22 protein-coding genes are annotated in these 24,401 nt (G+C 43.5%); all 22 read left to right on the top strand.

Features of this window, described 5'->3' with window-relative positions; translation table 11 throughout:
- Window positions 1–9: 9 nt before the first annotated feature.
- Window positions 10–1,053, top strand: a complete 1,044-nt coding sequence (locus tag BK120_RS03870; protein WP_076266186.1) for a nucleotidyltransferase family protein — start codon at window positions 10–12, stop codon at window positions 1,051–1,053.
- Window positions 1,054–1,158: 105 nt separating this feature from the next.
- The gene (locus tag BK120_RS03865; RefSeq protein WP_076266185.1) at window positions 1,159–1,857 is read left to right on the top strand and encodes an acylneuraminate cytidylyltransferase family protein; all 699 of its coding nucleotides are present in this window, start codon (window positions 1,159–1,161) and stop codon (window positions 1,855–1,857) included.
- A gap of 136 nt (window positions 1,858–1,993) precedes the next feature.
- A complete protein-coding gene (gene fliD / locus BK120_RS03860; RefSeq protein WP_076266184.1) occupies window positions 1,994–3,469 on the top strand; it encodes a flagellar filament capping protein FliD in 1,476 nt (491 codons plus the stop codon).
- Between the two features lie 62 nt (window positions 3,470–3,531).
- Complete coding sequence (locus tag BK120_RS03855) at window positions 3,532–3,900, top strand: flagellar protein FliT (protein WP_076266183.1); 369 nt, start codon at window positions 3,532–3,534, stop codon at window positions 3,898–3,900.
- 152 nt (window positions 3,901–4,052) lie between these two features.
- A complete protein-coding gene (locus BK120_RS03850) occupies window positions 4,053–4,466 on the top strand; it encodes a flagellar protein FlaG (protein ID WP_256710789.1) in 414 nt (137 codons plus the stop codon).
- Window positions 4,467–4,538: 72 nt separating this feature from the next.
- Entirely contained in the window at window positions 4,539–4,964 is a 426-nt protein-coding gene (gene fliS / locus BK120_RS03845) for a flagellar export chaperone FliS (protein ID WP_076266182.1), read from the top strand.
- Window positions 4,965–5,343: 379 nt separating this feature from the next.
- Window positions 5,344–6,498, top strand: a complete 1,155-nt coding sequence (locus BK120_RS03840; protein WP_083681600.1) for an N-acetyl sugar amidotransferase — start codon at window positions 5,344–5,346, stop codon at window positions 6,496–6,498.
- A gap of 28 nt (window positions 6,499–6,526) precedes the next feature.
- A complete protein-coding gene (gene hisF / locus BK120_RS03835) occupies window positions 6,527–7,309 on the top strand; it encodes an imidazole glycerol phosphate synthase subunit HisF (protein WP_076266181.1) in 783 nt (260 codons plus the stop codon).
- Window positions 7,306–7,950, top strand: coding sequence for an imidazole glycerol phosphate synthase subunit HisH (hisH, locus tag BK120_RS03830; protein ID WP_076266180.1), 645 nt, complete (start codon window positions 7,306–7,308; stop codon window positions 7,948–7,950). Before hisF ends, hisH begins: the two co-directional genes overlap by 4 nt.
- A 382-nt stretch (window positions 7,951–8,332) precedes the next feature.
- Complete coding sequence (locus BK120_RS03825; RefSeq protein ID WP_076266179.1) at window positions 8,333–9,640, top strand: DUF2920 family protein; 1,308 nt, start codon at window positions 8,333–8,335, stop codon at window positions 9,638–9,640.
- Between the two features lie 511 nt (window positions 9,641–10,151).
- Complete coding sequence (locus BK120_RS03820) at window positions 10,152–10,349, top strand: cold-shock protein (protein ID WP_028608231.1); 198 nt, start codon at window positions 10,152–10,154, stop codon at window positions 10,347–10,349.
- A 240-nt stretch (window positions 10,350–10,589) separates the two neighbouring features.
- Complete coding sequence (gene hpf, locus BK120_RS03815; RefSeq protein WP_076266178.1) at window positions 10,590–11,135, top strand: ribosome hibernation-promoting factor, HPF/YfiA family; 546 nt, start codon at window positions 10,590–10,592, stop codon at window positions 11,133–11,135.
- 140 nt (window positions 11,136–11,275) lie between these two features.
- Window positions 11,276–13,783 carry a preprotein translocase subunit SecA gene (gene secA / locus BK120_RS03810; protein WP_076266177.1) on the top strand — a complete coding sequence of 836 codons (2,508 nt, stop codon included), beginning with the start codon at window positions 11,276–11,278 and terminating at the stop codon, window positions 13,781–13,783.
- A gap of 67 nt (window positions 13,784–13,850) precedes the next feature.
- Window positions 13,851–14,958 (top strand): peptide chain release factor 2 gene (gene prfB, locus BK120_RS03805; protein ID WP_144376680.1). Its coding sequence is split into 2 segments (ribosomal slippage): window positions 13,851–13,922 and window positions 13,924–14,958, totalling 1,107 coding nucleotides; the frame shifts between segments, so codons are not numbered across the junction.
- Window positions 14,959–15,063: 105 nt separating this feature from the next.
- Window positions 15,064–15,948, top strand: a complete 885-nt coding sequence (locus BK120_RS03800) for a YitT family protein (RefSeq protein WP_076266175.1) — start codon at window positions 15,064–15,066, stop codon at window positions 15,946–15,948.
- A gap of 318 nt (window positions 15,949–16,266) precedes the next feature.
- Complete coding sequence (gene argC / locus BK120_RS03795) at window positions 16,267–17,316, top strand: N-acetyl-gamma-glutamyl-phosphate reductase (protein ID WP_076266174.1); 1,050 nt, start codon at window positions 16,267–16,269, stop codon at window positions 17,314–17,316.
- 69 nt (window positions 17,317–17,385) lie between these two features.
- Window positions 17,386–18,624, top strand: a complete 1,239-nt coding sequence (gene argJ, locus BK120_RS03790; protein ID WP_076266173.1) for a bifunctional ornithine acetyltransferase/N-acetylglutamate synthase — start codon at window positions 17,386–17,388, stop codon at window positions 18,622–18,624.
- A gap of 51 nt (window positions 18,625–18,675) precedes the next feature.
- Window positions 18,676–19,461: an acetylglutamate kinase gene (gene argB / locus BK120_RS03785; protein WP_256710813.1), complete on the top strand. Its 786-nt coding sequence runs from the start codon at window positions 18,676–18,678 to the stop codon at window positions 19,459–19,461.
- 5 nt (window positions 19,462–19,466) lie between these two features.
- A complete protein-coding gene (locus BK120_RS03780) occupies window positions 19,467–20,675 on the top strand; it encodes an acetylornithine transaminase (protein WP_076266171.1) in 1,209 nt (402 codons plus the stop codon).
- A gap of 39 nt (window positions 20,676–20,714) precedes the next feature.
- Window positions 20,715–21,674, top strand: coding sequence for an ornithine carbamoyltransferase (gene argF, locus BK120_RS03775; RefSeq protein WP_076266170.1), 960 nt, complete (start codon window positions 20,715–20,717; stop codon window positions 21,672–21,674).
- Window positions 21,675–21,725: 51 nt separating this feature from the next.
- Window positions 21,726–22,955: an argininosuccinate synthase gene (locus BK120_RS03770; protein ID WP_076266169.1), complete on the top strand. Its 1,230-nt coding sequence runs from the start codon at window positions 21,726–21,728 to the stop codon at window positions 22,953–22,955.
- A gap of 26 nt (window positions 22,956–22,981) precedes the next feature.
- On the top strand, window positions 22,982–24,397 hold the full coding sequence (gene argH, locus BK120_RS03765; RefSeq protein ID WP_076266168.1) for an argininosuccinate lyase: 1,416 nt from the start codon (window positions 22,982–22,984) through the stop codon (window positions 24,395–24,397).
- The last annotated feature ends 4 nt before the right edge of the window (window positions 24,398–24,401 follow it).

The raw sequence follows: 24,401 nt of genomic DNA, 5'->3' as shown, positions 1-24,401 counted from the left end.
AGTGTGAAGATGAAAAATTGGAAGCCGATTCTAATTCCCCCATCAATGGAGATTATTGAAACGATGAAAGTTATTGATAATTCTTCATTGCAGTTCGCAGTGGTTGTTGATGAGAGTAATAGATTACTTGGAACCGTAACCGATGGTGATATTCGGCGTGGCATATTAAAGGGAAGACCCCTTGATTCCCCCATCCAGCTCGTAATGAATGAGACGCCAGTGTACGAAAAGGCAGGGCAGAAGACATTCCATTACAAAGAGTTGATGAGAAAAAGACGATTAAAGCAATTGCCAATTGTCAATCATGAAAAGAAAATTCAATATATTCTGTTTTCGGATGATATTGATGGAGTATTACAGAAAGAGAATGTAGTTGTTCTAATGGCTGGAGGCCTTGGTAACCGTCTAAGGCCGCTTACAAATGACATTCCAAAACCGATGCTAAGAGTGGGTGACAAACCCATTTTAGAGTTAATTATTGAGAACTTTAAAAAGTTCGGCTTCACAAAGTTTATTCTGGCAGTCAATTATAAAAAAGAAGTGATTAAAGACTATTTTGAAGATGGCGCTCATTTAGGCGTAAGCATTCAATATATTGAAGAAAATAAAAGGCTTGGAACAGCAGGTGCTCTCTCCTTGTTAACAGAAAAGCCCAATGCTCCTTTTTTTGTTATGAATGGTGATTTGTTAACCAAAATAAACTTTGAGCAGCTGATGGATTTCCATAATGAAACGAAGTCAATTGCAACCATGTGTGTTCGGGAGTATGAATATCAAATTCCTTATGGTGTCATCAAAACGGAGAGTCATCGATTGTTATCCATTGTTGAGAAGCCCATACATAAAAGCTTTGTCAATGCTGGGATTTATGTGCTTGATCCAGCAGCGTTGAGCGAAGTTCCCCAAGAGCAATTTTATGATATGCCAGAGCTTTTCGAAAAAATAATGGATCAACAAAAAGAAATTGCTGCTTTTCCGTTGAGAGAATATTGGCTGGATATCGGAAGAATGGACGATTATGAAAAAGCAAATGTGGATATTAAGCTAAACTAAACTTAAAAATGATTTTGTGGTAAGTACAGAAGTGAAAATGAAGACTTATTAAATTTAATAAACATGATGATTGGGAATTGAAATATCCGATTAGGAATGAAGCTTATGATTAATAATAAGAAGTGTCTAGCCATCATTCCTGCAAGAGGTGGTTCTAAGGGTGTTCCACGAAAAAATATAAGAGAAATAGCCGGGAAGCCGCTCATTGCTTGGACGATTGAAGAAGCGAAAAAATCGAAATATATCGATCGTCTTGTTTTATCTTCCGAAGACTCAGAGATTATGGAGATTGCACGCATTCATGGTTGTGATGTCCCCTTTGTACGTCCTGCCCATCTTGCGCAGGATGAAACATCAAGCATGGATATGGTTTTTCATGTTCTGAACGAATTACCTGATTATGATTATGTGGTTCTACTTCAACCTACTTCACCTTTGCGAAGCATAGAGGATATTGATGGTTGTATTGACGTTATGCTGGGGCTTGATGCCCCTTCTTGCGTTAGTATGACAGAACCAGAAAAATCACCTTATTGGATGTATACACTTCAAGAAAATCATAGATTGCAACCTCTTATTCCAGAGGAGCCAACAGCATCACGCCGTCAGGATTTAAGGAAGGCCTATGCTTTGAACGGGGCGGTATATGCGGCTAGTGTTGATTTGTTAGTTGAAGCCAAATCGTTTGTAACCAATGACACGGTGGCGTATATAATGCCAAAAAACCGATCATATGACATTGATACAGAAGAGGATTTTTTAATTTGTGATTTGTTGATGAAAAACAAACTTAGTCATCAATAAGTCAGCCATCGGGATATTTGAGATACGATTCTGTTGGTGGTATCGGATTGAGAAGAAGCAATAACAGAGTTACAGAGAGGAGAATATCCTCGAATAAGTATAGCCATTATAAATAAGAAAATTTAGGAGGGATATTATGGTAACGCCAATTCGTATGGGTGGCTTAGTCTCAGGTATGGATACAGAGTCAATCGTCAAAAATCTCATGAAAGCTCAGAGCGCACCGCTAAATAAACTTCTTCAGAAGAAGCAAACAGAAGAGTGGAGACGCGACCAATATCGAGAAATGAACGCCCTCCTATCCGATTTGAAAAATAAATCCTTTGATATGAAGCTACAATCAAATTATCAGAAGAAGGTATTAACATCTAGTAATGATTCGATAGTTTCTGTAAAACAAAAGGGGACTCCGAGCGCTTCTGTATATAATGTAGAATTACAGGTAGCCCCCGTAGCAGCGCAGAATGAAACTTCGAAGTTTACGATCAAAGACAGTTTAATAAATGGGACTGCATTAGTTGCAGAAGATTTTTCCTTTACAATTGGTCCAGACCCTATTAAAGATCGTATTGATGTAACCATCACTGATACCATACACAGCGTTGTAGCAAAAATTAATTCATTATCATCACAAACCGGTATCACAGCAAGCTTTATGAAAGATGATAAATCTATAACGTTCACTTCGAATGGAAAATATCCAGCTATTAATATTAGTTCTGAATTTCAATCTAAGTTGGGTAAAGACCCAGCGGGTACCCCGCAAAACAAACCTGCTACACCTGGTACACCAGGAAGCGTACTTATTAACGGAGTTTCATATGTAATCAATAGTAATACCTTCACATTTGATGGTGTTGAATTTAATATTAAAGGTCCGGGAAAAGCGGAAATTAGTCTCAAACCCGATGAAGACGCGGTTTTTAAATCAGTTAAAGAATATGTAGACAAATATAACGAAATTATTGATAAGATAAACGGTAAGTTAAGTGAACGCACCTACAGAGATTATAAACCTTTATTAAACGAAGAGAAGGAATCATTATCCGATAAGCAAGTTGAACAATGGGAACAAAAGGCCAAGAGCGGCTTACTGCGCCAAGATGCTTTGTTATCTAATGCATTATCTCAAATGCGTCTAGCTTTATCAGCGAATGTTACTGGCGCTGGAATGGATGCAAAATATGATAATCTAAGTGAGTTTGGAATTACAACGGGTGATTATTCAGAAAAAGGGAAGCTTTATATTAATGAAACGAAGCTAAAAGAAGCCATTTCTATAAATGGGAATGCTATAATGGATCTGTTTACTAAAAAGAGTACTTCAACAGATGCTACTACTAAATTTTCCGAGAGTGGCTTGATCGAGCGTTTATACGATCAAATTAACGGTACGATGGCTAAACTTACAGAGAAAGCTGGAAGTTCTGGATCATTTTCAGACAAGAGTATTCTTGGTCAAGGTCTAACTAGAATTAATACAGATATTAGTAAATGGGAAAAACGATTAGAGGACATAGAAAGTCGTTATTGGAAGAAGTTCACCGCAATGGAAACTGCGATGAGTAAAGCGAATGCCCAAGGAAATTGGTTATCACAACAACTAGGTTAAGTTAGCTGGATTTTTTTTAAAAATCATTTTTTAACAGCTTCAGAAGGAGTGGGTTACATACTATGAATACTTCTCTAGATTCTCTGCTTAACGATTTTTTATCATATACATTTACGTTGGAGCAGAGAATATTAGAAGATAATAGTGAGCCTGAAGAATGGGTAGAACTTCTGGATAAGAGACAAGAGGTGATTGATCTTGTGTCAGAAGCATTGGAACACGGATGTTCTTTTACCGAGATTCAGATACAAACCTATCTTCAACCAGCATATGAAGTTGATCAAAGAATTTTTCCAATAATGAATCGTAAGAAACAGAATTTGGGATCTGAAATAATGAACATGAAGAGAAGCCAAGCTGTTAATCAGCAATATGGGGATTATGGTAACTCACACTCTCCATACGGTGCATTTTTCGATAAAAAGAAATAATAGTGGGCAGAGGCTCTCTCTTAGGAGAGGCCTATTTTTATTTATTCATATTGTGATATACCCAATAAAATATACAAGATTTCTTCTAATGCAAAAGAGAATAGTTACCGATATATTAACTAGGACTATTGATGCGGAAGGAATGATAGGTAATGAACACTAATATACCGGCTACAGTGACGAGTAATCCGTCGATTAGAGTTGCTACTAGTATGGATTTAGCTAATACTGGGGCAGTGAAAGAGAGTTCAAGTACGGTAAGTGATTCTCAACAACTTTCGAAATTTTCAAGTTCTTCGGAACTGAAAAAGGCAGAGGCCCGCGGTGAGCATGTCGCAATTAGCGAAGAACAGTTAGTTAAGGCCATCGATAGAGCAATTAAGGCTATCGAGGGAAAAAGCACAAACTTAGAGTTTTCTGTACATAAGCAGACCAATATCATTTCAGTGAAAGTATTAGACAGTGCATCGGGTGAAGTCATTCGTGAGATTCCTCCAGAGAAAACGTTGGATTTTGTCGCTAAAATGTGGGAAATGGCTGGTATACTTATAGATAAGAAAGGCTAATTCATTATTGTAAGATGATGAACTCACACAGCGCATAAATGATAAATTAATTTAGTTCTAGGAGGATAAACAATGCAACTTCAACAACGTAATAAGTATCTTCAAAACACAGTTCAAACGGCAACTCCAGGACAACTACTTATTATGCTCTACGATGGCGCTATTCGTTTTTGCCGTCAAGGAATTGAAGCAATTAGAGAACAACGTTATTCAGATGCAAATACAAGTCTACTACGGGTTCAGGATATAGTTAGTGAGTTTGTTATTACAATCGATCGTTCTAATCCTATATCAGAAAACTTGCTACACTTATATGAGTATTTTAATATGCGATTAATTGAGGCGAATATGAAGAAGGATGTAGAACCGGTTGAAGAAGTGCTTTCTCATCTGATTGATTTGAAAGAAACCTGGATTCAGGCAGCTAAACAATATAACCAACTAGCGGCACAAACGAGTGGAAACACGTTCAAACAAACACAATCGACAGTTATTTAACTTGACTCTTGCAAAATTAACGATCCGAGCCTAAAGAAGGCAAGATGTCCTTTTATTTTTACTTACTGAAAATTTTCCAAGTCCCTTACAGAGTTGTTAAGTGGACAACCAGAGACTGGTTGAAATCGAATAAAATCCCGTAAAGAAATATTTTATTAATGGCGGTATCTATGTGTTCCAACCCGAACTGCTTGAGCGTATTCCACCAATTACGTTCTTCGATATGTCTAGTTTGTTTCAAACTATTATGGGAGAAATAAGAGGCAGTTGTATTCCCGATAAGAGAATATTGAGTTGATATTGGACGATTAAATGACTTTGAACGAGCAAATGGCGATTATGTCGAGATATTCGAATCTCTTGTGAAAGGATAATAAAAATGATGAAACAAGACGTAAAAGGGAGATACAATCTGCCTGAACAAATTTTGTATTGCAAAGAATGCACGATTTCGAACCAAAGACCCCGGATAACTTTCGACGAGAACGGAGTTTGCAGCGCTTGTAATTATGCCAGGTATAAGCGCACAAATGTTGACTGGAACCAGCGTGAAAAGGAATTAATAACATTGCTAGATAAACATCGTAAGAGTGATGGTTCTTATGATGTCATTGTGCCTTGCAGCGGTGGCAAGGATGGAGGTTTCGTAGCGCATCAATTAAAATACAAATACGGCATGAACCCATTAACGGTAACATGGGCCCCCCACTTACCAACCCAAATAGGTCGTGAGAATCTGGATCAATTCATAGCATCAGGCTTCGACAACGTATTAGGTACTCCAAATGGAAAAGTTCATCGTTTGATGACCAAACTATCATTTCTGCATCTTGGTGATCCATTCCAGCCTTTCATTTATGGGCAGACGAATTTTCCTCTAAAAGTTGCCATTCAGAATAATGTTTCTCTTATTATGTATGGGGAGAACGGCGAAGTAGAGTACGGCGGGGACATGAAGAATGCATTTAAGCCAAACCGCGAAATTGCAGATCATGACAAACATTACTTTTCGGGGCTTCCGCCAGAATTTTGGTCAGAACATGGTGTGTCGGATCAAGATATTTTTCCCTATAAGGCACCTAGTTATGAAAGTATCATTGCAAACCGGACGGAAATTCATTTCTATGGTTACTATAAGTTTTGGGATCCACAAGAAAATTATTACTATTGTTCCGAAAACACTGGATTTAATGCCAATTCTGAACGTTCAGAAGGTACATATTCCAAATATGCAAGCTTGGATGACAAGATAGACGGATTTCATTATTATTTGGGCTTCATTAAGTTTGGGATAGGGCGCACGACATCGGATACCGCGCATGAGATCCGTGACGGTAAGATCACTCGAGAAGAAGGAATTGCTCTAGTCAAGAAATACGATGGAGAGTTTCCAAAAAAATATTACAAGGAATTCCTAGAGTATTGCGGAATTACGGAAGAACAATTCGAGAAAGTCGTTGATAGCTGGCGAGCAGATCATATTTGGGGAAAAGAAGCGAATAACTGGAGATTGAAACGTGCTATATGGCAATAGTAAATCTTCAGTAGGACGGTGATTTGTATTGGGGAATACAAGGATAATAGCGCGACTCGATATCAAGGGTGACAAGTTAATAAAAGGGGTTCATTTAGAAGGATTGAGGGTTGTTGGAGATCCTCAGAAATTTGCACAACGATATTACCAGGCGGGCATTGACGAAATTATCTTTATGGATTCGGTTGCTAGTTTATACGAGCGTAATAATTTAGCGGAAATCGTGAAATATACAGCTGAAAATGTATTCATTCCCTTTACAGTTGGGGGCGGCATACGTTCTTCTGACGATGTCCAGCGATTGCTGAGAGCAGGAGCTGATAAAGTTGCTGTCAATACAGCGGCTACCCGTGAACCGGAGTTAATTACAGAGATATCCCGTCGTTTTGGATCCCAATGTATGGTTTTGTCTATAGAAGCAAAACGGATCGGGGATGCGAAGTGGGAAGCTTATATTGAGAATGGGCGTGAGCCTACAGGACTGAATGTTGTGGAATGGGCGATTGAAGCGGTACGGATGGGAGCCGGGGAAATCTTGCTGACTTCCATTGATCAAGAGGGAACTAAGAAGGGCTTTGACTGTGAACTAGTGAAAGCGGTAAGTTCACAGGTCCCCGTTCCTGTAATTGCTAGTGGCGGGATGGGTGAAATGGGGCATTTTGAAGCGGTAGTGAAAGATGGCTTTGCGGATGCAGTTGCTATGGCAGACGTACTACACTATGATCGGATTTCTTTAGTCGATCTTAGGTTATATGCAGCGAAACAACAAATAAAAGTTAAACATGTTAGGGCACTGGAGAGACAAAGATGAATCGTGTAACTGTAGTAGATTACGGTTCTGGCAATATATTAAGCGTCAAACGAGCATTAGAGTTCTGTGGGGCTGTTGTAGAAGTAACAAGTAACCCACAAGTCCTTAATCAATCAGAACGCATATTGTTGCCGGGAGTAGGAGCGTTTGGAAGCGGCATGCGAGCGTTAAAAAATCACGGATTGGTGGAGGCACTTCAAGGATTTTCTCTTAGCGAAAAGCCATTAATGGGTATATGCCTAGGTATGCAATTGCTATTCGAAAGCAGCGAAGAGTTTGGTTATAATGAAGGTTTGGGTGTGATTCCGGGCGTCGTTGTTCCCATTCCACTCAGGACAATGACAGGTATTAATCATAAAGTACCGCATATGGGATGGAATGAGCTGAGACGTGGTAAAGAAACGTCAACATGGAAAAATACGATTCTGGAAGGGACGGAGGAGGGGAGCGCTGTCTACTTTGTTCATTCCTTCATGGCTAGGCCCCGTTCTGAACAGGTGACCCTCTCATTTACTCAGTATAACGGATGGGATATACCAGCCATCGTCAAACTTTCCAATGTCTACGGGTGCCAGTTTCATCCAGAAAAAAGTGGCGAGATCGGGCTTCAAATTCTAGAACAGTTTATTCAACTGAAGTAGGATAATATATATGATTGAAGCGAATATGAAGTAGGATGTAGAACCGGTGGAAGAAGTGCTTTCCCATCTGATTGTTTTGAAAGAAACCTGGATTCAGGCAGCTAAACAATATAACCAACTAGCGGCACAAACGAGTGGAAACACGTTCAAATAAGCCCAATGACAGTCATTTAATCGATCTAGTAGATTGAGTAGCCGCCCTTAGGGCGGCTTTGTTTTTTTTATTCAAGTCTCTTACGGTTGGAGAATGAGTATAGCCCTGGTAAAAAAATAATCAATGAGCATTGCTTTTCCGATAGTTATGATAATGTTATAACTCTTCATATCAATTAACTAACACGCTAACAACATAGAATCAATATACCGAGGAACCGAGACGAAATTGGACGACCACTTCATTCATAATATGGAAACGGTCTATGGAGTTCCAAGTACTTACTGGCATAATATTTCGTCTGATAACGATTTTTATACGAAGGTAGGGGAACTGTTAGAAAGCAAAGGAATATCCAAGTTAGACCATCAATGTCAAGCTTTAAAGATCACGGGACGGCAAGAGTACCAGTCCTTTGGATTTTTACCTGCTCTGGATAACCTAACTGTGCTAGGTGAAGTTCTCAAAAATTACCCTGCAGTAAATAAGAAAAAAATAATTGCCTACGGTTCTTCATACGGCGGATATATAGCTATGCTTTGTGGCAAATTTGCACCCCATACATTCTCAGTCATCATTGACAACTCAGGATTTTCACGTTCAGAAATGAAATATATTGTAGGTAGAGAAATATTAGAAACTGATTTAGCTGTTACTGTTAATTTCCGTAACAAACTTTATACTGTGCCATTCGCATATAACAATCCTTGGACGATCAAGGATGAGACATCACCCTACTATTTTGGTGATTCTAATAAGCAGATTCGTAATCTGTTAGTTAGAGAGCATAGGGTTAAATCGGATACACGATATTATATTTTTCATTGCGAAGAGGATCAAATAGCTTCCGTGGAAGACAAAGATAAAGTGACTGCGCTGTTGATTAATTATAATTCTACCTACTATAAACGAGTCGGAATGAATGACCTTGACGGTGCGCTTTTTAAAACATATGCACACGCAATGGATGCATCCCTTCGAAAACTGTTTGATCATGTTGCTGAACAAGACAAGGAATATGGATTGGTGAAAGAAACGAGTGAAAATGAATTTAGTAATAATGAAGTCAACTCATTAAATTGTGGTATCAAAAATTATGTTTTTAATTTCAAAAACGATTTTACAATGAAAGTCACTATAACAGATAACATAAAAACAGAATATAATTTAATAAATTCATATCAGATAATGAGCAAATTATTGGATGTTTGCGAGTCAATAGATGAAGGTTTTAACTTTATCGTTACTAAGATAGCGGACAGAGATTATAATGAAACTTTTGGAGTTATGCAGGATATACTAGATGCACACACAGCTATAAATTTACAAATAGATACGTTTTCCAGATTCCTAGGTGAAAATAACCTGCCCTCAGTTAATGAGCAGTTCAAAAACTCTCTTTCAATGACTGTTGTACATTTCAATAATGAAGACTGGGATTTGTTGGATAACCAGTTATCGCAACAAGTTATACCCTACTTTTTAGCGTGGAAGAAAGAACTGCACCATATTATCACACCCTATATCACCCATTAAGCGTCGATATAGCCCTCCCATATAACAAATGTTTTGTGGTCATGGTCTGAGCAACTTAGCACGTATTCGGACATATCCCACAACCCAGTCTCGAATTCATGATCCTTCAACAAAATCGTATCGCATTCCTCTAAATTTAGTAGTGACAATATACATAAGAAGTCGGGCATTACAATCACCCGTCTTCTTTGTGTTTCCTCAACATAAATAAAGAAACAAAGGTTAATTAATTTGTTTGTAACTAGCTAAGGAAAACAGCCTACATGCTTAATGCTATTTAAAATATTTTTTGAGCAGATACCGCAGATTAAAGATTCGTATGACGCTCACCTTTAGGGCATAATAACTAGGAATCGACATCATCCGATAAGTGTGAGTAGTGCGATTAGACCTTCGTGTATCCGCTTACAATAAATTGTTTGACAATTCAATAAAGTGGGTGTTATAGTCAAATTGTGGGTTATACAAAGCGATGCCTCACAGTATTTGAAGATGAAGGGAATGTTTGCACATGCAAGGTAAAGTTAAATGGTTTAACGCAGAAAAAGGTTATGGATTTATCGAGACTGAGCAAGGCGGCGACGTATTTGTTCATTTCTCCGCTATCCAAACTGAAGGTTTCAAAACTCTTGAAGAAGGCCAATCCGTCGAATTCGATATTGTTGAAGGCGCTCGTGGTCCACAAGCAGCTAACGTAGTTAAACTGTAATTATCCGGCTGATCCAGCCAACCTATAATTTGGATCATTAAACAAGTAACTTACACCAAGCTCCGGGAAACCGGGGCTTTTTTTTGTTGTCTGAAGTGAAATAGGTGTCCGTGACTAAGTTGTGACAAGTCTAGTAGTTCTATAGTTTTATTTATCTGAATATTCTAAATTGATAAAAAACTATTTTGATTTGAACGCCTACATATGCTATAATAAGACTATGTAAAGGAGGAGTTCCCCATGAACTACAACATTCGAGGTCAACACTTTCAAGTGACAGACGCATTGAGAGACTACGTCGAAAAGAAACTCAGCCGATTGGATAAATATTTTGAAGCACCAATCACCTCCGATATTAACGTAACACTATCCGTCACCAAAGGTAAACATGCAGTTGAGGTGACCATACCGCTCACCGGTGTCATGCTAAGAGCCGAGGAGAAAAGCGAGGATATGTACGCATCGATCGATCTGGTTGCGGACAAACTCGAACGACAAATACGTAAACATAAAACAAAAGTGAATCGAAAGTTCCGCCAAGGTAGCGGTGTACGCGTCTTATTCAAGGAAGAAGGCTCAGCAGTAGGCGTTCTAGAGGAAGAAGATGATTTGGAGCTTGTACGTACGAAGCGTTTTGCACTTAAGCCAATGGATGTGGAAGAAGCGATTTTGCAAATGAATATGGTCGGACATAATTTCTTCGTCTTCTCGAATGTGGACAACAAAGAGGTCAGTGTTGTGTACAAACGAAGTGACGGGAAATACGGTTTAATTGAGCAAGGCTAGCCATCATTATACACAACATTGAAGAGCCTTTTCTCCTTTATGGAGAGAGGCTTTTTCTTTTACAATCATCCTCGTTGCGGCGGTGTCGACAAACTGATACAATTTAATGCAAAGAGGCGTTACTACGAAAGGGGAATTCCATGCTCGGATTAGTGAAAAAGATATTTGGTGACCATAACGAGCGCGAGGTAAAGCGGATCCAACGGACGGTAGATGAAATAAATGCGATTGAGTCAAAATTCACTGCTTTATCTGACGATGCGCTTCGCGCGAAAACTGAGGAATTCAAAGCAAGAATTGAAAAAGGCGAGTCATTAGATAAAATATTGCCTGAAGCTTTTGCAACAGTTAGAGAAGCATCCAAGCGTACACTTGGCATGCGTCACTTTGATGTGCAGCTGCTCGGCGGTATCGTTCTTCATGAAGGTAAAATTGCGGAGATGAGAACGGGTGAAGGTAAAACGCTCGTTGCAACACTTCCGGTTTATTTAAACGCATTGCTTGGCAAAGGCGTGCATGTTATCACGGTCAATAATTATCTAGCGCAACGTGATAGCGAGCTTATGGGACAGCTGTATGGCTTCCTAGGCATGACTGTCGGATGTAATCTTCACGGCTTGTCGCATGACGAGAAGCAAGAAGCATATGCATGCGATATTACGTATGGTACAAATAATGAATTTGGTTTTGATTATTTGCGTGACAACATGGTGCTATACAAAGAACAAATGGTTCAGCGTCCTCTTTATTTCTCCATTATCGATGAAGTGGATTCCATTCTTGTCGATGAAGCGCGGACTCCGCTTATTATTTCTGGACAGGCTGCTAAATCAACAGAGCTCTACTTCGCCGCAGACCGCTTTATTGGCCGTTTGAAGCCTGAAGAGGATTTCACGATCGACATTAAGCTTCGCAGCGTTATGCTGACTGAGGCAGGCGTTGAGAAGACGGAGAAGGCATTCCAAATCGAGAACCTATTCGATCATGCGAATGTAACGCTCAACCACCACGTACAGCAAGCGCTAAAAGCGAACTTCATTATGAAGCGCGATGTGGATTATGTTGTGGAAGAAGAAGAAGTTGTCATCGTTGATGAATTTACTGGTCGTCTAATGTCTGGACGTCGTTATAGCGATGGTCTTCACCAAGCGATTGAAGCGAAGGAAGATCTGAAGGTTCAGAACGAGAGCATGACGCTTGCGACAATTACTTTCCAAAACTACTTCCGTATGTATCGCAAGCTTGCTGGTATGACGGGTACTGCGAAGACAGAGGAAGAAGAGTTCAAGCGTATTTATGGACTCGACGTTATTCAAGTGCCTACGAACCGTTCCATGATCCGTAAGGATATTGCAGATGTTGTCTACAAATCCGAACTCGGTAAATTCAAAGCGGTAGTAGAAGAGATCGTAGAACGCCACAGTAAAAATCAACCAGTGCTCGTAGGTACAATTTCTATCGAGAACTCGGAGAAATTATCAGATATGCTGAAACGCAGAGGCGTTACGCACAAAGTGCTCAACGCGAAGTTCCATGCGGAAGAGGCAGAAATTATTTCGCGCGCTGGTCAAGCAGGCTCCGTAACGATCGCAACGAACATGGCTGGTCGTGGTACCGATATTTTGCTAGGTGATGAGGTTGCTGAACTAGGCGGCTTGCATATCATTGGTACAGAGCGCCATGAAAGCCGTCGGATCGATAACCAGCTGCGTGGTCGTGCTGGACGTCAAGGCGATCCAGGTTCATCACAGTTTTATCTATCGCTTGAGGATGAGCTGATGCGCCGCTTCGGTTCTGAAAACATTATGGGCATGATGGATAAGCTGGGACTGGATGAGGATCAACCGATTGAGAGCCGGATGATTTCTAGAGCGATTGAATCTGCTCAGAAACGCGTTGAGGGCAATAACTTTGACATTCGGAAAGTTGTTCTACAATATGATGATGTCATGAACCAGCAGCGTGAGGTTATCTATAAGCAGCGCCGTGATATTCTTGGTTCGGAGAACATCCGCCAAGAAGTTATGGAAATGCTTAAGCCTGTCATCGAACGTATAGTTGAAGCTCACTGTTCGGAGGATATTCCGGAGGAGTGGGATCTTCAAGCAATCGTTGATTATGCGCAAGCGAACTTCCTGCAAGAAGGATCTTTGACCAAGGAAGAGATTTGGGGCAAAGAGAAGGAAGAAATCATCGACTATATTTATGCTGAAGTCGTTGCTTCCTATGATGAGCGTGAAGCAGAGCTTGGGGAAGAAACGATGCGCGAATTCGAGAAGGTCGTTGTGCTTCGTGCGGTAGATAGCAAATGGATGGATCACATCGATGCGATGGATCAGCTCCGTCAAGGTATCCACCTGCGTGCATACGGCGGTACGGATCCGCTTCGTGAATATCAATTTGAAGGCTTCGAGATGTTCAAGGAAATGATCGAGAGCATCCACGAGGAAGTTGCAAGATACATTATGAAGGCACGCGTAGAGAGCAACCTGGAGCGTCAAGAAGTAGCTCAAGGCCAAACGACTACAACAAGCGGCGGCGGAGAAGCTATGGAGAAGCGCCCTGCTAAGCGTGAGGACCGTGTAGGTCGTAATGATGCATGTCCTTGCGGCAGTGGCAAGAAATACAAGCAGTGCCACGGCAAGTAAGGAACGGCATCAAACAGCATGGCATAAAATAAAGAATGAACCATTATTTTGAGGTGAAGCGGAAGCTATGATAGACATAACGGTTAAACAAGACCTGCGTGAGATGGCCAAGCGGCTCCAAGAGCTTAGGGGGTCCCTTTGACTTAGATCTTAAGCAAGAAATGATTGCTAATTTCGAGGAGAAGATGACTTTCCCTGATTTTTGGGATGATAATGACAAAGCGCAAAGCGTTATTTCTGAGCTTAATGCGGTGAAGTCAGTTGTGGATCATTACGACGGGTTGAACAGCGAGCAGGAAGATCTTCAGATGATGCTGGAGCTGGCGGAAGATGAAGGCGATGAGTCGCTTGCATCAGACGTCGTGAGCGGCGTGGAGAAGCTCATGCGCAAGATTAGCGAGTTCGAGCTTCAACTGCTGCTTAATCAGCCTTACGATAAGCTTAATGCGATTCTTGAGCTTCATCCTGGCGCTGGCGGTACGGAGTCTCAGGACTGGGGTTTAATGCTTTATAGGATGTACACGCGCTGGGCGGAGAAGAGCGGCTTCAAGGTTGAGCTTCTTGATTACTTGCCCGGTGATGAGGCAGGCATTAAAAGTGTCACCATTTTGGTGAAAGGCTTTAATGCTTACGGGTATTTGAAGGCAGAGAAAGGCGTACACCGTTTGGTTCGCATTTCTCCGTTTGATTCTGCTGGTCGTCGTCACACGTCGTTTGCTTCCTGTGATGTAGTCCCAGAAATCGATGACAGCATTGAGATCGAAATCCGAACTGAAGATCTGAAGGTGGATACGTACCGCGCGAGTGGAGCAGGCGGACAGCACGTCAATAAGACGGAGTCGGCTATACGTATTACCCACATCCCTTCAGGCATTGTGGTTGCTTGCCAGCAGGAGCGTTCACAAATTCAGAACCGGGAACGTGCGATGAAGATGCTTCGTTCTAAGCTGTATGATCGGAAGATCGAGGAGCAGATGAAGCATTTGGCGGAAATACGCGGAGATCAATCGGAAATCGCGTGGGGAAGCCAAATCCGTTCTTATGTTTTCCATCCCTATAGCATGGTGAAGGATCACCGTACTTCTGTAGAGACAGGTAATGTCGGCGCGGTTATGGATGGCGACATCGACCCTTTTATCGATGGATATTTGCGTCATCAGATTCGTCACGATTAATTTTCGACCATATACAAATGGATAGCTTCAGTGAAGAGTTCCAACACGGTAAACGTGTGGAACTCTTCTTTTTGCGATAATCGGCTTGCGAGGAGATAAAAAGGGATGAAAGAAAGCACGGCGAAGCGGAGAAAAGGTGGACGCAGTTATAGTCCGCGAACCCAATCCGTATGGAATATTGTTCAGCTTCTGATTGGTTCAGCTATCGTAGCGATTAGCTTCAATATGTTCATGGTACCCAATGGAATCGCTTCTGGGGGCGTATCGGGTATATCTATTCTCGTCCAAAGAGCAGCAGGCATTACTCCTGCTGTCACGCAATGGGCGATTAATATACCGCTGTTTATCGCGGGTTTGTGGCTGCTTGGCAAACGATTTGGCGCAAAAACAGCGCTAGGATCGATTATTTTGCCTCTATTTGTGCTGCTGTCAAATGGCTGGCCATCACCTACGGACAATCCGCTGCTTGCGGCTATTTATGGCGGTATCGGGGTTGGTCTGGGGCTCGGACTTGTTTTTCGAGGAGGAGCTTCGACAGGCGGCTTGGATTTAGCTGCGCAAATTTTACATCGCTACACAGGCCTTCCGCTTAGCTTAGCGATCGTTTGTTTCGACGGCTGCGTCATTATAGCGGCTGGAATAATCATTTCTCCTGAGGTTGCGCTATACGCTTTGATCGGTTTATTCGTGACAAGCAAGACGATTGATTTTGTACAAAGCGGATTGCAGCTATCTAAGGTAGCATTTATAATCAGCGACCATTCGGATGATGTTGCCGAAGCGATTCTGAATGATCTGGACCGTGGTTTGACGCGGCTTGATGGTCATGGCGGATATACTGGCGTAGGGCGAACGGTATTAATGGTAGTAGTCGGTCAGAATGAGGTGCCCAAGCTAAAACAAATTGTGAAGTCTATTGATCCTGGCAGTTTTGTGATAATTAGCAATACAGCAGAGGTAATTGGCCAAGGCTTTAAGCTGGACAGCTAACAAAATAATATCCAAACGATACCATTAACGAGTTTTTTGTGCTAAAATAAAACGAGAACATTTGTTCTTGTTATGTTGAAAGCATCTCTCAAACAATTCATAAATTGAGCAAAATTATCATCAATTGTTCGTTGTATTAATATGAATTCGAATGTATAATAATACGAAACAATGTGCGTATTTCCATCAACTTCCGAATGTTGTACAATTATAAGTTGTGGAAGAAAACATCCTTTCCGCGTGCGGAAAGAGCAATAGATGAAGCTGCATAGCAGGGGAAAGATAGCTTGCAGCATCTAGTTTCGGGGAGAGATTAACATGAGCATAAAGGTGAAAATAGCGATTATCGGTTCAACTGGCTATGGCGGTGTAGAACTCATTCGATTGCTCGCATCCCATCCGCTGGCAGAGGTGACATCGGTCATTTCGTCATCCAGCGCAGGTACGTCAATAACAGAAGGATATCCACACCTCATTGGCATTAGCGAAGAGCTGCTTGATGATGTCGATCCTGCAGCGATTAAAGCAAAGGCAGATGTTGTATTTCTAGCTACACCTGCTGGCGTAGCAGCTAAGCTGGTTCCAGCTTTGCTTGAAGTTGGTTTGAAAATTATCGATCTATCAGGAGATTTCCGCTTGAAGTCGCCAGCTTTATACGAGCAGTGGTATAAGAAGCCAGCAGCGGATGAGGCTTACTTGAAGCAAGCCGTGTTTGGCCTTGCTGAAATATATGGAGATCAAGTGAAGGATGCTCCATTTATTTCTAATCCGGGTTGTTACCCAACTGCGACGCTGTTAGGGCTTCTCCCAGCTGTCAAAGAAGGCTGGATTGACCCGTCTACCATCATCATTGACGCCAAGTCAGGCGTTTCCGGTGCTGGCCGCGGTGCGTCGCTAGGTACTCATTATTCAGAACTTAATGAAAATTTAAGAGCATATAAGCTAAATCAGCATCAACATATTCCAGAAATTGAAATGGTGTTATCTCATACGGCTAACAAGCCGGTTGTGACTACCTTTACAACTCATCTCGTACCAATGACGCGCGGCATTATGTCTACGATGTATGCTGTCGTTCAAGGCGAGCGGAGCACTAGCGATTTTATTGATCTCTATCGTTCCTACTATGAAGGACGTAAGTTTGTACGTATTCGTCCAGAAGGACAATGGCCGTCTACTAAAGAAGTTTGGGGCTCCAACTATTGCGATATCGGCTTTGCCGTCGATGAGCGTACGAATCGTGTAACTATCGTTTCTGTTATCGACAACCTGGTTAAAGGCGCTGCGGGTCAAGCGATTCAAAACTTGAACCTGATGATGGGCTGGGACGAGACGCTCGGTTTGCAATTCGTTCCCGTTTATCCTTAATTAATAACGAAGACATTCCTACTGATCTTATAACCATACTCATACAGGTGAAGGAGATACGATTTTACGATGGGACAGGATAAAACAGCCTTGTTCTCGGTCGTCGCTGACGGCTCGATAACAACGCCTCAAGGCTTTAAAGCAGGTGGATTGCACTGTGGCCTCAAAAAAACGACGCGTCACGATCTTGGCGCGATCGTATGCGAGGTTCCAGCAGCAGCAGCGGGCGTATATACAACGAATGTATTTCAAGCTGCACCGCTTCAAGTAACTCGTGAGAGTATCGGCGCTGGCGGCGTCCTGCGTGCTGTGCTTGTAAATAGCGGCAATGCGAATGCGTGCACAGGCAAGCAAGGCGAAGCGGACGCATATGAAATGCGCTCTAGATTTGCGGAATCAATCGGCGTATCTTCTGAACAGGTAGCCATAGCATCTACGGGCGTTATTGGCGAGCTTTTGAAAATGGACAAAGTACGCGCAGGCATCGATGGCCTGCCTGTTAAGCTGGATGGAAATCGTACAGGCGCGGATGATTTTTGCCAAGCGATTTTAACGACAGATTTGGTTCAAAAGATGGTATGCGTCGAGCTTGAACTAGACGGCAAACGTGTATATGTCTCAGGTGCAGCCAAAGGCTCGGGCATGATTCATCCGAATATGGCGACGATGCTTGGATTCGTAACGACAGATGCAGCCATTGGAAGCGAAGCGCTTCAGAAGGTGCTGCGCCTTGCGACGGATCTGACTTTCAATATGATTACCGTTGATGGAGATACAAGCACGAACGATATGCTGGTGGCTATGGCAAGTGGACTTGCTGGCAACTCGGAACTGACAGAAGCTCACGAAGGCTGGGCAGCATTTGTAGCGGCTATTCGTCATGTATGTGAGGTGCTTGCCAAAGCGATCGCGCGTGATGGCGAAGGCGCAACTAAGCTCGTTGAGGTACAGGTAAACGGTGCAGTAAGCGAAGATTCAGCACAAGTGATTGCAAAGACGGTTATTGGATCGTCACTTGTGAAATCGGCCGTGTTTGGAGCGGACGCGAACTGGGGACGTATTATTGCGGCAGTAGGCCGTGCAGGCCAGCCGGTTAATCCGGAGACAGTGGACATTCGTCTTGGCGATATTTTGACGCTTGAGCAATCCCGTCCTGTTGTATTTGATGAAGAGGTTGCCTTGGAATATTTGAAAGGCGATACCGTTGTTATTCGCGTTGACTTACATAATGGCGAAGGATCGGCAACGGCATGGGGCTGCGATTTGACCTATGACTATGTTCGCATTAATGCGGCATATCGGACATAAGCAAAGTAGATGCTTGGAGGGTATGGAACAGTGACGGAGCAACGATTTGTAATGAAATGCGGAGGCAGTACGCTAGCGGCGCTTCCTAACAGCTTTTTTGACGAGTTGCGGGAGCTTCAGCTCTCTGGCGTTCTTCCGGTCATCGTACACGGCGGTGGTCCAGCGATATCGGAAACGCTTGGTAAGCTGGGGATCGAGACGGGATTTGTTAATGGTCTGCGTGTAACGAACGATGCTGTGCTTGACGTCGTTGAGATGGTACTTGCAGGGCGTATCAATAAAGAAATTGTGCGTAAAATTCAAATCAACGGCGCGAAGGCACTCGGACTATCCGGGGTGGACGGCAAGCTCATTCAAGCGCAGCCAGTTGCGAATGCTGCCGAGATTGGTTTTGTTGGCGACGTAACCGATGTAAATGCTGAGATTATTGAAGGTGTTATGGGCATGGGTTACATTCCGGTTATTGCACCTATCGGTATTGATGATCAAGGGCAGCGCTACAACATTAATGCGGATACGGCTGCAGGCGCTGTTGCGTCCCATCTCGGAGTAGAGCGAATGATCGTTGTAACGGATGTGCCCGGCATTCTCAAAACAGTAGATGGACAGAAGCAGGTGCTTCCTGTTGTTTCCGTTGCTGAGATCGAAGAGATGATAACGAGCGGTGAGATTTACGGCGGCATGATTCCAAAAGTTCGCGCAGCCATTCAGTGCATCCAAGGACGTGTGCGTGAAGTCGTAATCGTAAGCGGCGAGGAGCCGGGTGTGCTGACAAGGGCGGTACGCGAAGGCGGCGTCGGTACACGAATTGTTCAAATCCATGAAGGGCGGGTGTAAGGTCGATGAGTGAAACGAATGCAACAGCTGCAACTGACCAATCTCTTTTTCCAACCTATGCAAGATATCCAATGGCATTGGTAAAAGGTGAAGGCAGTTGGTTATGGGATGATAAAGGAAATAAATATCTTGATTTTATGAGCGGTATTGCCGTTACAAATCTAGGGCATGCTCCTAAACAAATCAAAGCAGCGCTTGTTAAGCAGCTCGATGAATTGTGGCATGTATCAAATCTGTTCCATATTCCGAACCAAGCGGATGCAGGCAAGCTCATTACCGACAATAGCTGCGCGGATGCTGTATTTTTCTGCAACTCGGGCGCTGAAGCGAACGAAGCGGCTATCAAGCTTGCACGACGTTACAATCAGAAGGTACTGAACAATGGTCGGTTCGAAATTATTACTTTTGAGCAATCGTTTCATGGACGTACGCTAGCTACGCTTACAGCAACTGGTCAGGATAAGGTGAAGGAAGGTTTTGCGCCGCTGCCGGCTGGCTTCAAAACCATCCCACTGAACGATCTAGCTGCGCTGGAAGCGGCTGTATCTGATCAGACTGCAGCAGTCATGCTGGAAATGGTGCAAGCGGAGGGCGGTATTTATCCGGTGGATCCAGACTATATGAAGGAGCTTGTCGCGTTATGTGAGAAGCAAGGCATCCTTCTTATTGTGGATGAGATTCAAACAGGAATGGGACGTACAGGCAAGCTGTTCGCATATGAGCATTACGGCATTGAGCCTGATATTTTCACGATGGCGAAAGGTCTTGGAAGCGGGTTTCCCGTTGGCGCGATGGCAGCAAAGGAAAAGCTTCGTGAAGGCTTTACGGCAGGCAGTCATGGCTCAACTTTCGGCGGAACGCCGATTGCAACAGCAGTTGTAAAGGCAACTCTTGAGACAATTGTTGGAGACAATTTATCGGAGCGCGCAGCGCAAAAGGGTGGTTATCTCATTTCGCAGCTTCGCGAGAAGCTTGCAGGAAATGAATTTGTTCATGAGATTCGCGGACTTGGCCTGCTAGTAGGCATTGCATGCGCAGAGCCGATTGCCGATATTTTGAACGAGGCTCAGACACGTGGTCTGATCGCGATTTCGGCAGGACCCAATGTCATCCGCCTATTGCCTAATTTACTCGTTACGGATGAAGAAATTGATATTGCTGTTGCGTTATTAGTCGAACTATTGGAAGCGAAGCGACCAGTCGTTAAATCATAAATGCTAGAACATTGTTTTAAGCTGAAGGAGGGCTCTACCATGCAAGGAATAGTAAACGAGGATTTGGCGCAAAGCTTGAAGGGGCGCGACTTTCTCATGCTGGTTGATTTTAAGCCAGAGGAAATTCGTTACTTGATCGACCTAGCGATTAATTTGAAGCAAAAACAAAAAGCAGGCGAAACTCACCATATTTTAAAAGGCAAGACGCTTGGCATGATCTTTGAAAAATCGTCTACACGTACGCGCGTTTCGTTCGAAGTTGGGATGTACCAGCTTGGCGGTCAAGGTCTATTCCTAAGTGGAAATGATCTGCAAATCGGTCGCGGTGAAACGATCTGGGATACAGCCCAAACGTTGTCCCGTTATCTAGATGGTATTATGATTCGTACATTTGCGCATCGCAAAGTGGTTGAGCTTGCTCGTGGAGCGACGATTCCGGTTATTAATGGTTTGACGGATCTTTCACATCCATGCCAAGCGCTTGCGGATTACCAAACCATTCTTGAGCAAAAGGGTCGTTTGGAAGGCTTGAAAATTGCCTATATCGGCGATGGCAACAATATGACTCATTCCCTGTTGATGGGCGCTGCGAAGCTTGGCCTTCATATGTCTGTTGCGACTCCTGAGGGTTACGAGCCGGATGCAGATATTATTCAGCAAACGAAGGATCATGCTGCTGAGACAGGCTCGCAAATTCACATTTGCCGCGATCCGAAGGAAGCTATTGCTGACGCTGATATCGTGTACACGGATGTATGGGCGAGCATGGGGCAAGAAGCAGAGCAGAAGGAACGCGAGATTGCTTTTGCGGCATATCAGGTTAATGAGGCGATTACAAAATATGCGAAGAAGGACTATCTCTTCATGCACTGCTTACCTGCACACCGCGGCGAAGAAGTGAGCGAAGGCGTAATCGACGGCGATCGTTCGATTATTTTCGACCAGGCAGAGAACCGTCTTCATGCACAAAAAGCGATTATGGCAGCAATTATGTCCTAGCTTAAACGCTATAAATATATGAATTTATTCGAAGGGAAGTAAAACAATACTATGGCAAAAGAAAAAATCGTACTCGCCTACTCCGGAGGCTTGGATACTTCGGTTATCCTCAAATGGTTGAAAGAAACTTATGACGCAGAAATCATCGCATTTACAGCAGATATCGGTCAAAAGGATGAGCTGGACGGCTTGGAAGCAAAAGCACTGGCAACTGGCGCTTCTAAAGTGTACATCGACGATCTTCGCGATGAATTTGCCAAAGACTTCATCTACCCGATGTTCCAAGCGGGAACGCTTTATGAAGGTCAATATTTGCTCGGTACTTCCATTGCCCGTCCGCTTATCGCTAAGCGTATGGTTGATATCGCTCGTGCAGAAGGCGCAGCTTATATCGCACACGGCGCTACAGGTAAAGGCAACGATCAGGTTCGTTTTGAGCTGACTGCTGCTGCACTTGCTCCTGAGATCGGCGTTATCGCGCCATGGCGCCTTGAAGCATTCCGTGAAGAATTCCCGGGTCGTGCGGAAATGATCGCTTATGCAGAGAAACACAATATTCCAGTTACAGCGTCTGCTGCGAAGCCTTATTCGACAGACCGCAACCTGCTGCATATCAGCTTTGAGAGCGGCATGCTGGAAGATCCTTGGTTCGATCCTAGCTCTGAAGAAAACGAAAGCATGTATGTGCTAAGCGTATCTCCTGAGAACGCGCCGGATAAAGCAGAATATGTTGAGCTTACTTTTGCAGAAGGCAATTGCACAGCTATTAACGGCAAAGAGCTTAGCCCGCTAGAAGTAATGGATACGCTGAATGAGCTTGGCGGCAAGCACGGCATCGGACGCGTTGATATGGTTGAGAACCGTTTCGTCGGCATGAAGAGCCGCGGCGTGTACGAAACACCGGGCGGCACAATCTTGTTCACAGCTCACCGCAAAATGGAATCATTAACAATGGACCGCGAGGTTATGCATCTTCGTGATTCGTTGATTGCAAAATATAGCCAGCTCGTATACAACGGCTTCTGGTTCGCGCCTGAGCGTCTTGCTTTGCAAGCACTTGTGACGGAATCGCAAAAAAATGTGAGCGGCGTTGTTCGCTTGAAGCTGTACAAAGGAAATGTTATCGGAGCAGGCGTACAAAGCCCAGTGAGCTTGTACAACCCTGATATTGCAACGATGGAAGCTGATCCAACGCAAGCATACGATCAAGGGGATGCGACTGGCTTCATCCGTCTGAACGCATTGCGTCTAAAAGTATCGTCGGCAGTTAGCAATAAATAAGGTTTACAAGGGAGTGTTACGAACCAGTGAGTAAATTATGGGGCGGTCGTTTTACAAAAAAAACGGACCAATTGGTAGAGGAATACACAGCATCAATCATGTTCGACAAGGAACTCGCTGAAGAGGATATTCAAGGCAGTCTGGCGCATGTAACGATGCTGGGCAAGCAAGGTATTCTTCCGCTGGATGACGTTGAGAAGATTAAGGACGGGCTGCACCGCGTCCTTCAACGCATCAAACGTGATGATATCGAGTTCTCAATCGGAGACGAAGATATCCATATGAATATCGAAAAGACGCTAATCGACGATGTTGGCTCTGTAGGCGGCAAGCTGCATACAGGACGCAGCCGGAACGATCAAGTGGCGACGGATATGCATTTATGGCTTCGCAAGCGCGTTGTCGAGTTCGTGGATATGCTTTATAAGCTTCAATCTGCACTTATCGAGCAAGCAAAAGCTAACATTGATACCATTGTACCTGGTTACACGCATTTGCAGCGTGCGCAGCCGATCCTGTTTGCACATCATTTGATGGCTTACGTATCGATGTTTGGACGCGATATTGAGCGTTTGCAGGATAGCTACAAGCGCATCAATGTACTTCCACTTGGAGCAGGCGCTTTGGCAGGGACAACCTTCCCAATCGATCGCCATTATGTGGCGAGCCAGCTAAAGTTTGACCGCGTATATGAAAACAGCTTGGATGCGGTAAGCGACCGTGACTTCATTGTTGAGTTTCTTGCGGACGCAGCGATCATTATGATGCATCTTTCGCGCCTTAGCGAGGAGCTCATCCTATGGTCGAGCACGGAATTCCACTTTGTTGAGCTGGACGATGCATTCTGCACAGGCAGCAGCATTATGCCGCAAAAGAAAAACCCAGACGTACCCGAGCTTGTTCGCGGTAAAACGGGCCGCGTTTATGGAGACCTTGTTGGCTTGTTGACGGTTCTTAAGTCACTGCCACTTGCTTACAACAAAGACATGCAGGAAGACAAAGAAGGCATGTTCGATACGGTGAAGACGCTGCAAGGCGCGCTTCAGCTGTTCGCTCCAATGATCGCAACGATGAAAGTGAACAAGGAACGGATGCGTCAAGCCGTTAATCAGGACTTCTCGAACGCAACAGATATTGCGGACTTCCTTGTTGGCAAAGGCTTGCCTTTCCGCCAAGCGCATGAGGTTATCGGCAAAACGGTATTGTATTGCATCGAGCAAAACAAATACTTGCTGGACCTGACGCTGGAAGAGTTCAAAAAGTTCTCATCGTTGTTCGATGATCGCATTTATGCCGTGCTTCAACCAGAACAGGTTGTTAATGCACGTAACGTTTATGGCGGCACAGCAAAAACACAAGTGCAAGATGCGATTGGTCGCGCAGAGGTGGCTCTAGAGCAAACTGCAGCTTGGGTGACCGAGTATCTTGAACGCAGCAGATAATGGA

Source organism: Paenibacillus sp. FSL A5-0031 (assembly GCF_001956295.1).
Taxonomy (GTDB): domain Bacteria; phylum Bacillota; class Bacilli; order Paenibacillales; family Paenibacillaceae; genus Pristimantibacillus.
The sequence above is the reverse complement of the archived record's forward strand: the minus strand, read 5'-3'. Positions and strand labels throughout refer to the sequence as shown.

What these genes read in the sequence shown, in the direction of transcription:
- argC (WP_076266174.1), top strand. Translation starts at nt 16,267, where the DNA reads ATGAGCATAAAGGTGAAAATAGCGATTATCGGTTCAACTGGCTATGGC.
- BK120_RS03840 (WP_083681600.1), top strand. Translation starts at nt 5,344, where the DNA reads ATGATGAAACAAGACGTAAAAGGGAGATACAATCTGCCTGAACAAATT.
- argJ (WP_076266173.1), top strand. Translation starts at nt 17,386, where the DNA reads ATGGGACAGGATAAAACAGCCTTGTTCTCGGTCGTCGCTGACGGCTCG.
- argB (WP_256710813.1), top strand. Translation starts at nt 18,676, where the DNA reads ATGAAATGCGGAGGCAGTACGCTAGCGGCGCTTCCTAACAGCTTTTTT.
- fliS (WP_076266182.1), top strand. Translation starts at nt 4,539, where the DNA reads ATGCAACTTCAACAACGTAATAAGTATCTTCAAAACACAGTTCAAACG.
- BK120_RS03855 (WP_076266183.1), top strand. Translation starts at nt 3,532, where the DNA reads ATGAATACTTCTCTAGATTCTCTGCTTAACGATTTTTTATCATATACA.
- hisH (WP_076266180.1), top strand. Translation starts at nt 7,306, where the DNA reads ATGAATCGTGTAACTGTAGTAGATTACGGTTCTGGCAATATATTAAGC.
- BK120_RS03780 (WP_076266171.1), top strand. Translation starts at nt 19,467, where the DNA reads ATGAGTGAAACGAATGCAACAGCTGCAACTGACCAATCTCTTTTTCCA.
- BK120_RS03820 (WP_028608231.1), top strand. Translation starts at nt 10,152, where the DNA reads ATGCAAGGTAAAGTTAAATGGTTTAACGCAGAAAAAGGTTATGGATTT.
- fliD (WP_076266184.1), top strand. Translation starts at nt 1,994, where the DNA reads ATGGTAACGCCAATTCGTATGGGTGGCTTAGTCTCAGGTATGGATACA.
- BK120_RS03850 (WP_256710789.1), top strand. Translation starts at nt 4,053, where the DNA reads ATGAACACTAATATACCGGCTACAGTGACGAGTAATCCGTCGATTAGA.
- argF (WP_076266170.1), top strand. Translation starts at nt 20,715, where the DNA reads ATGCAAGGAATAGTAAACGAGGATTTGGCGCAAAGCTTGAAGGGGCGC.
- BK120_RS03865 (WP_076266185.1), top strand. Translation starts at nt 1,159, where the DNA reads ATGATTAATAATAAGAAGTGTCTAGCCATCATTCCTGCAAGAGGTGGT.
- hpf (WP_076266178.1), top strand. Translation starts at nt 10,590, where the DNA reads ATGAACTACAACATTCGAGGTCAACACTTTCAAGTGACAGACGCATTG.
- secA (WP_076266177.1), top strand. Translation starts at nt 11,276, where the DNA reads ATGCTCGGATTAGTGAAAAAGATATTTGGTGACCATAACGAGCGCGAG.
- BK120_RS03800 (WP_076266175.1), top strand. Translation starts at nt 15,064, where the DNA reads ATGAAAGAAAGCACGGCGAAGCGGAGAAAAGGTGGACGCAGTTATAGT.
- BK120_RS03870 (WP_076266186.1), top strand. Translation starts at nt 10, where the DNA reads ATGAAAAATTGGAAGCCGATTCTAATTCCCCCATCAATGGAGATTATT.
- BK120_RS03770 (WP_076266169.1), top strand. Translation starts at nt 21,726, where the DNA reads ATGGCAAAAGAAAAAATCGTACTCGCCTACTCCGGAGGCTTGGATACT.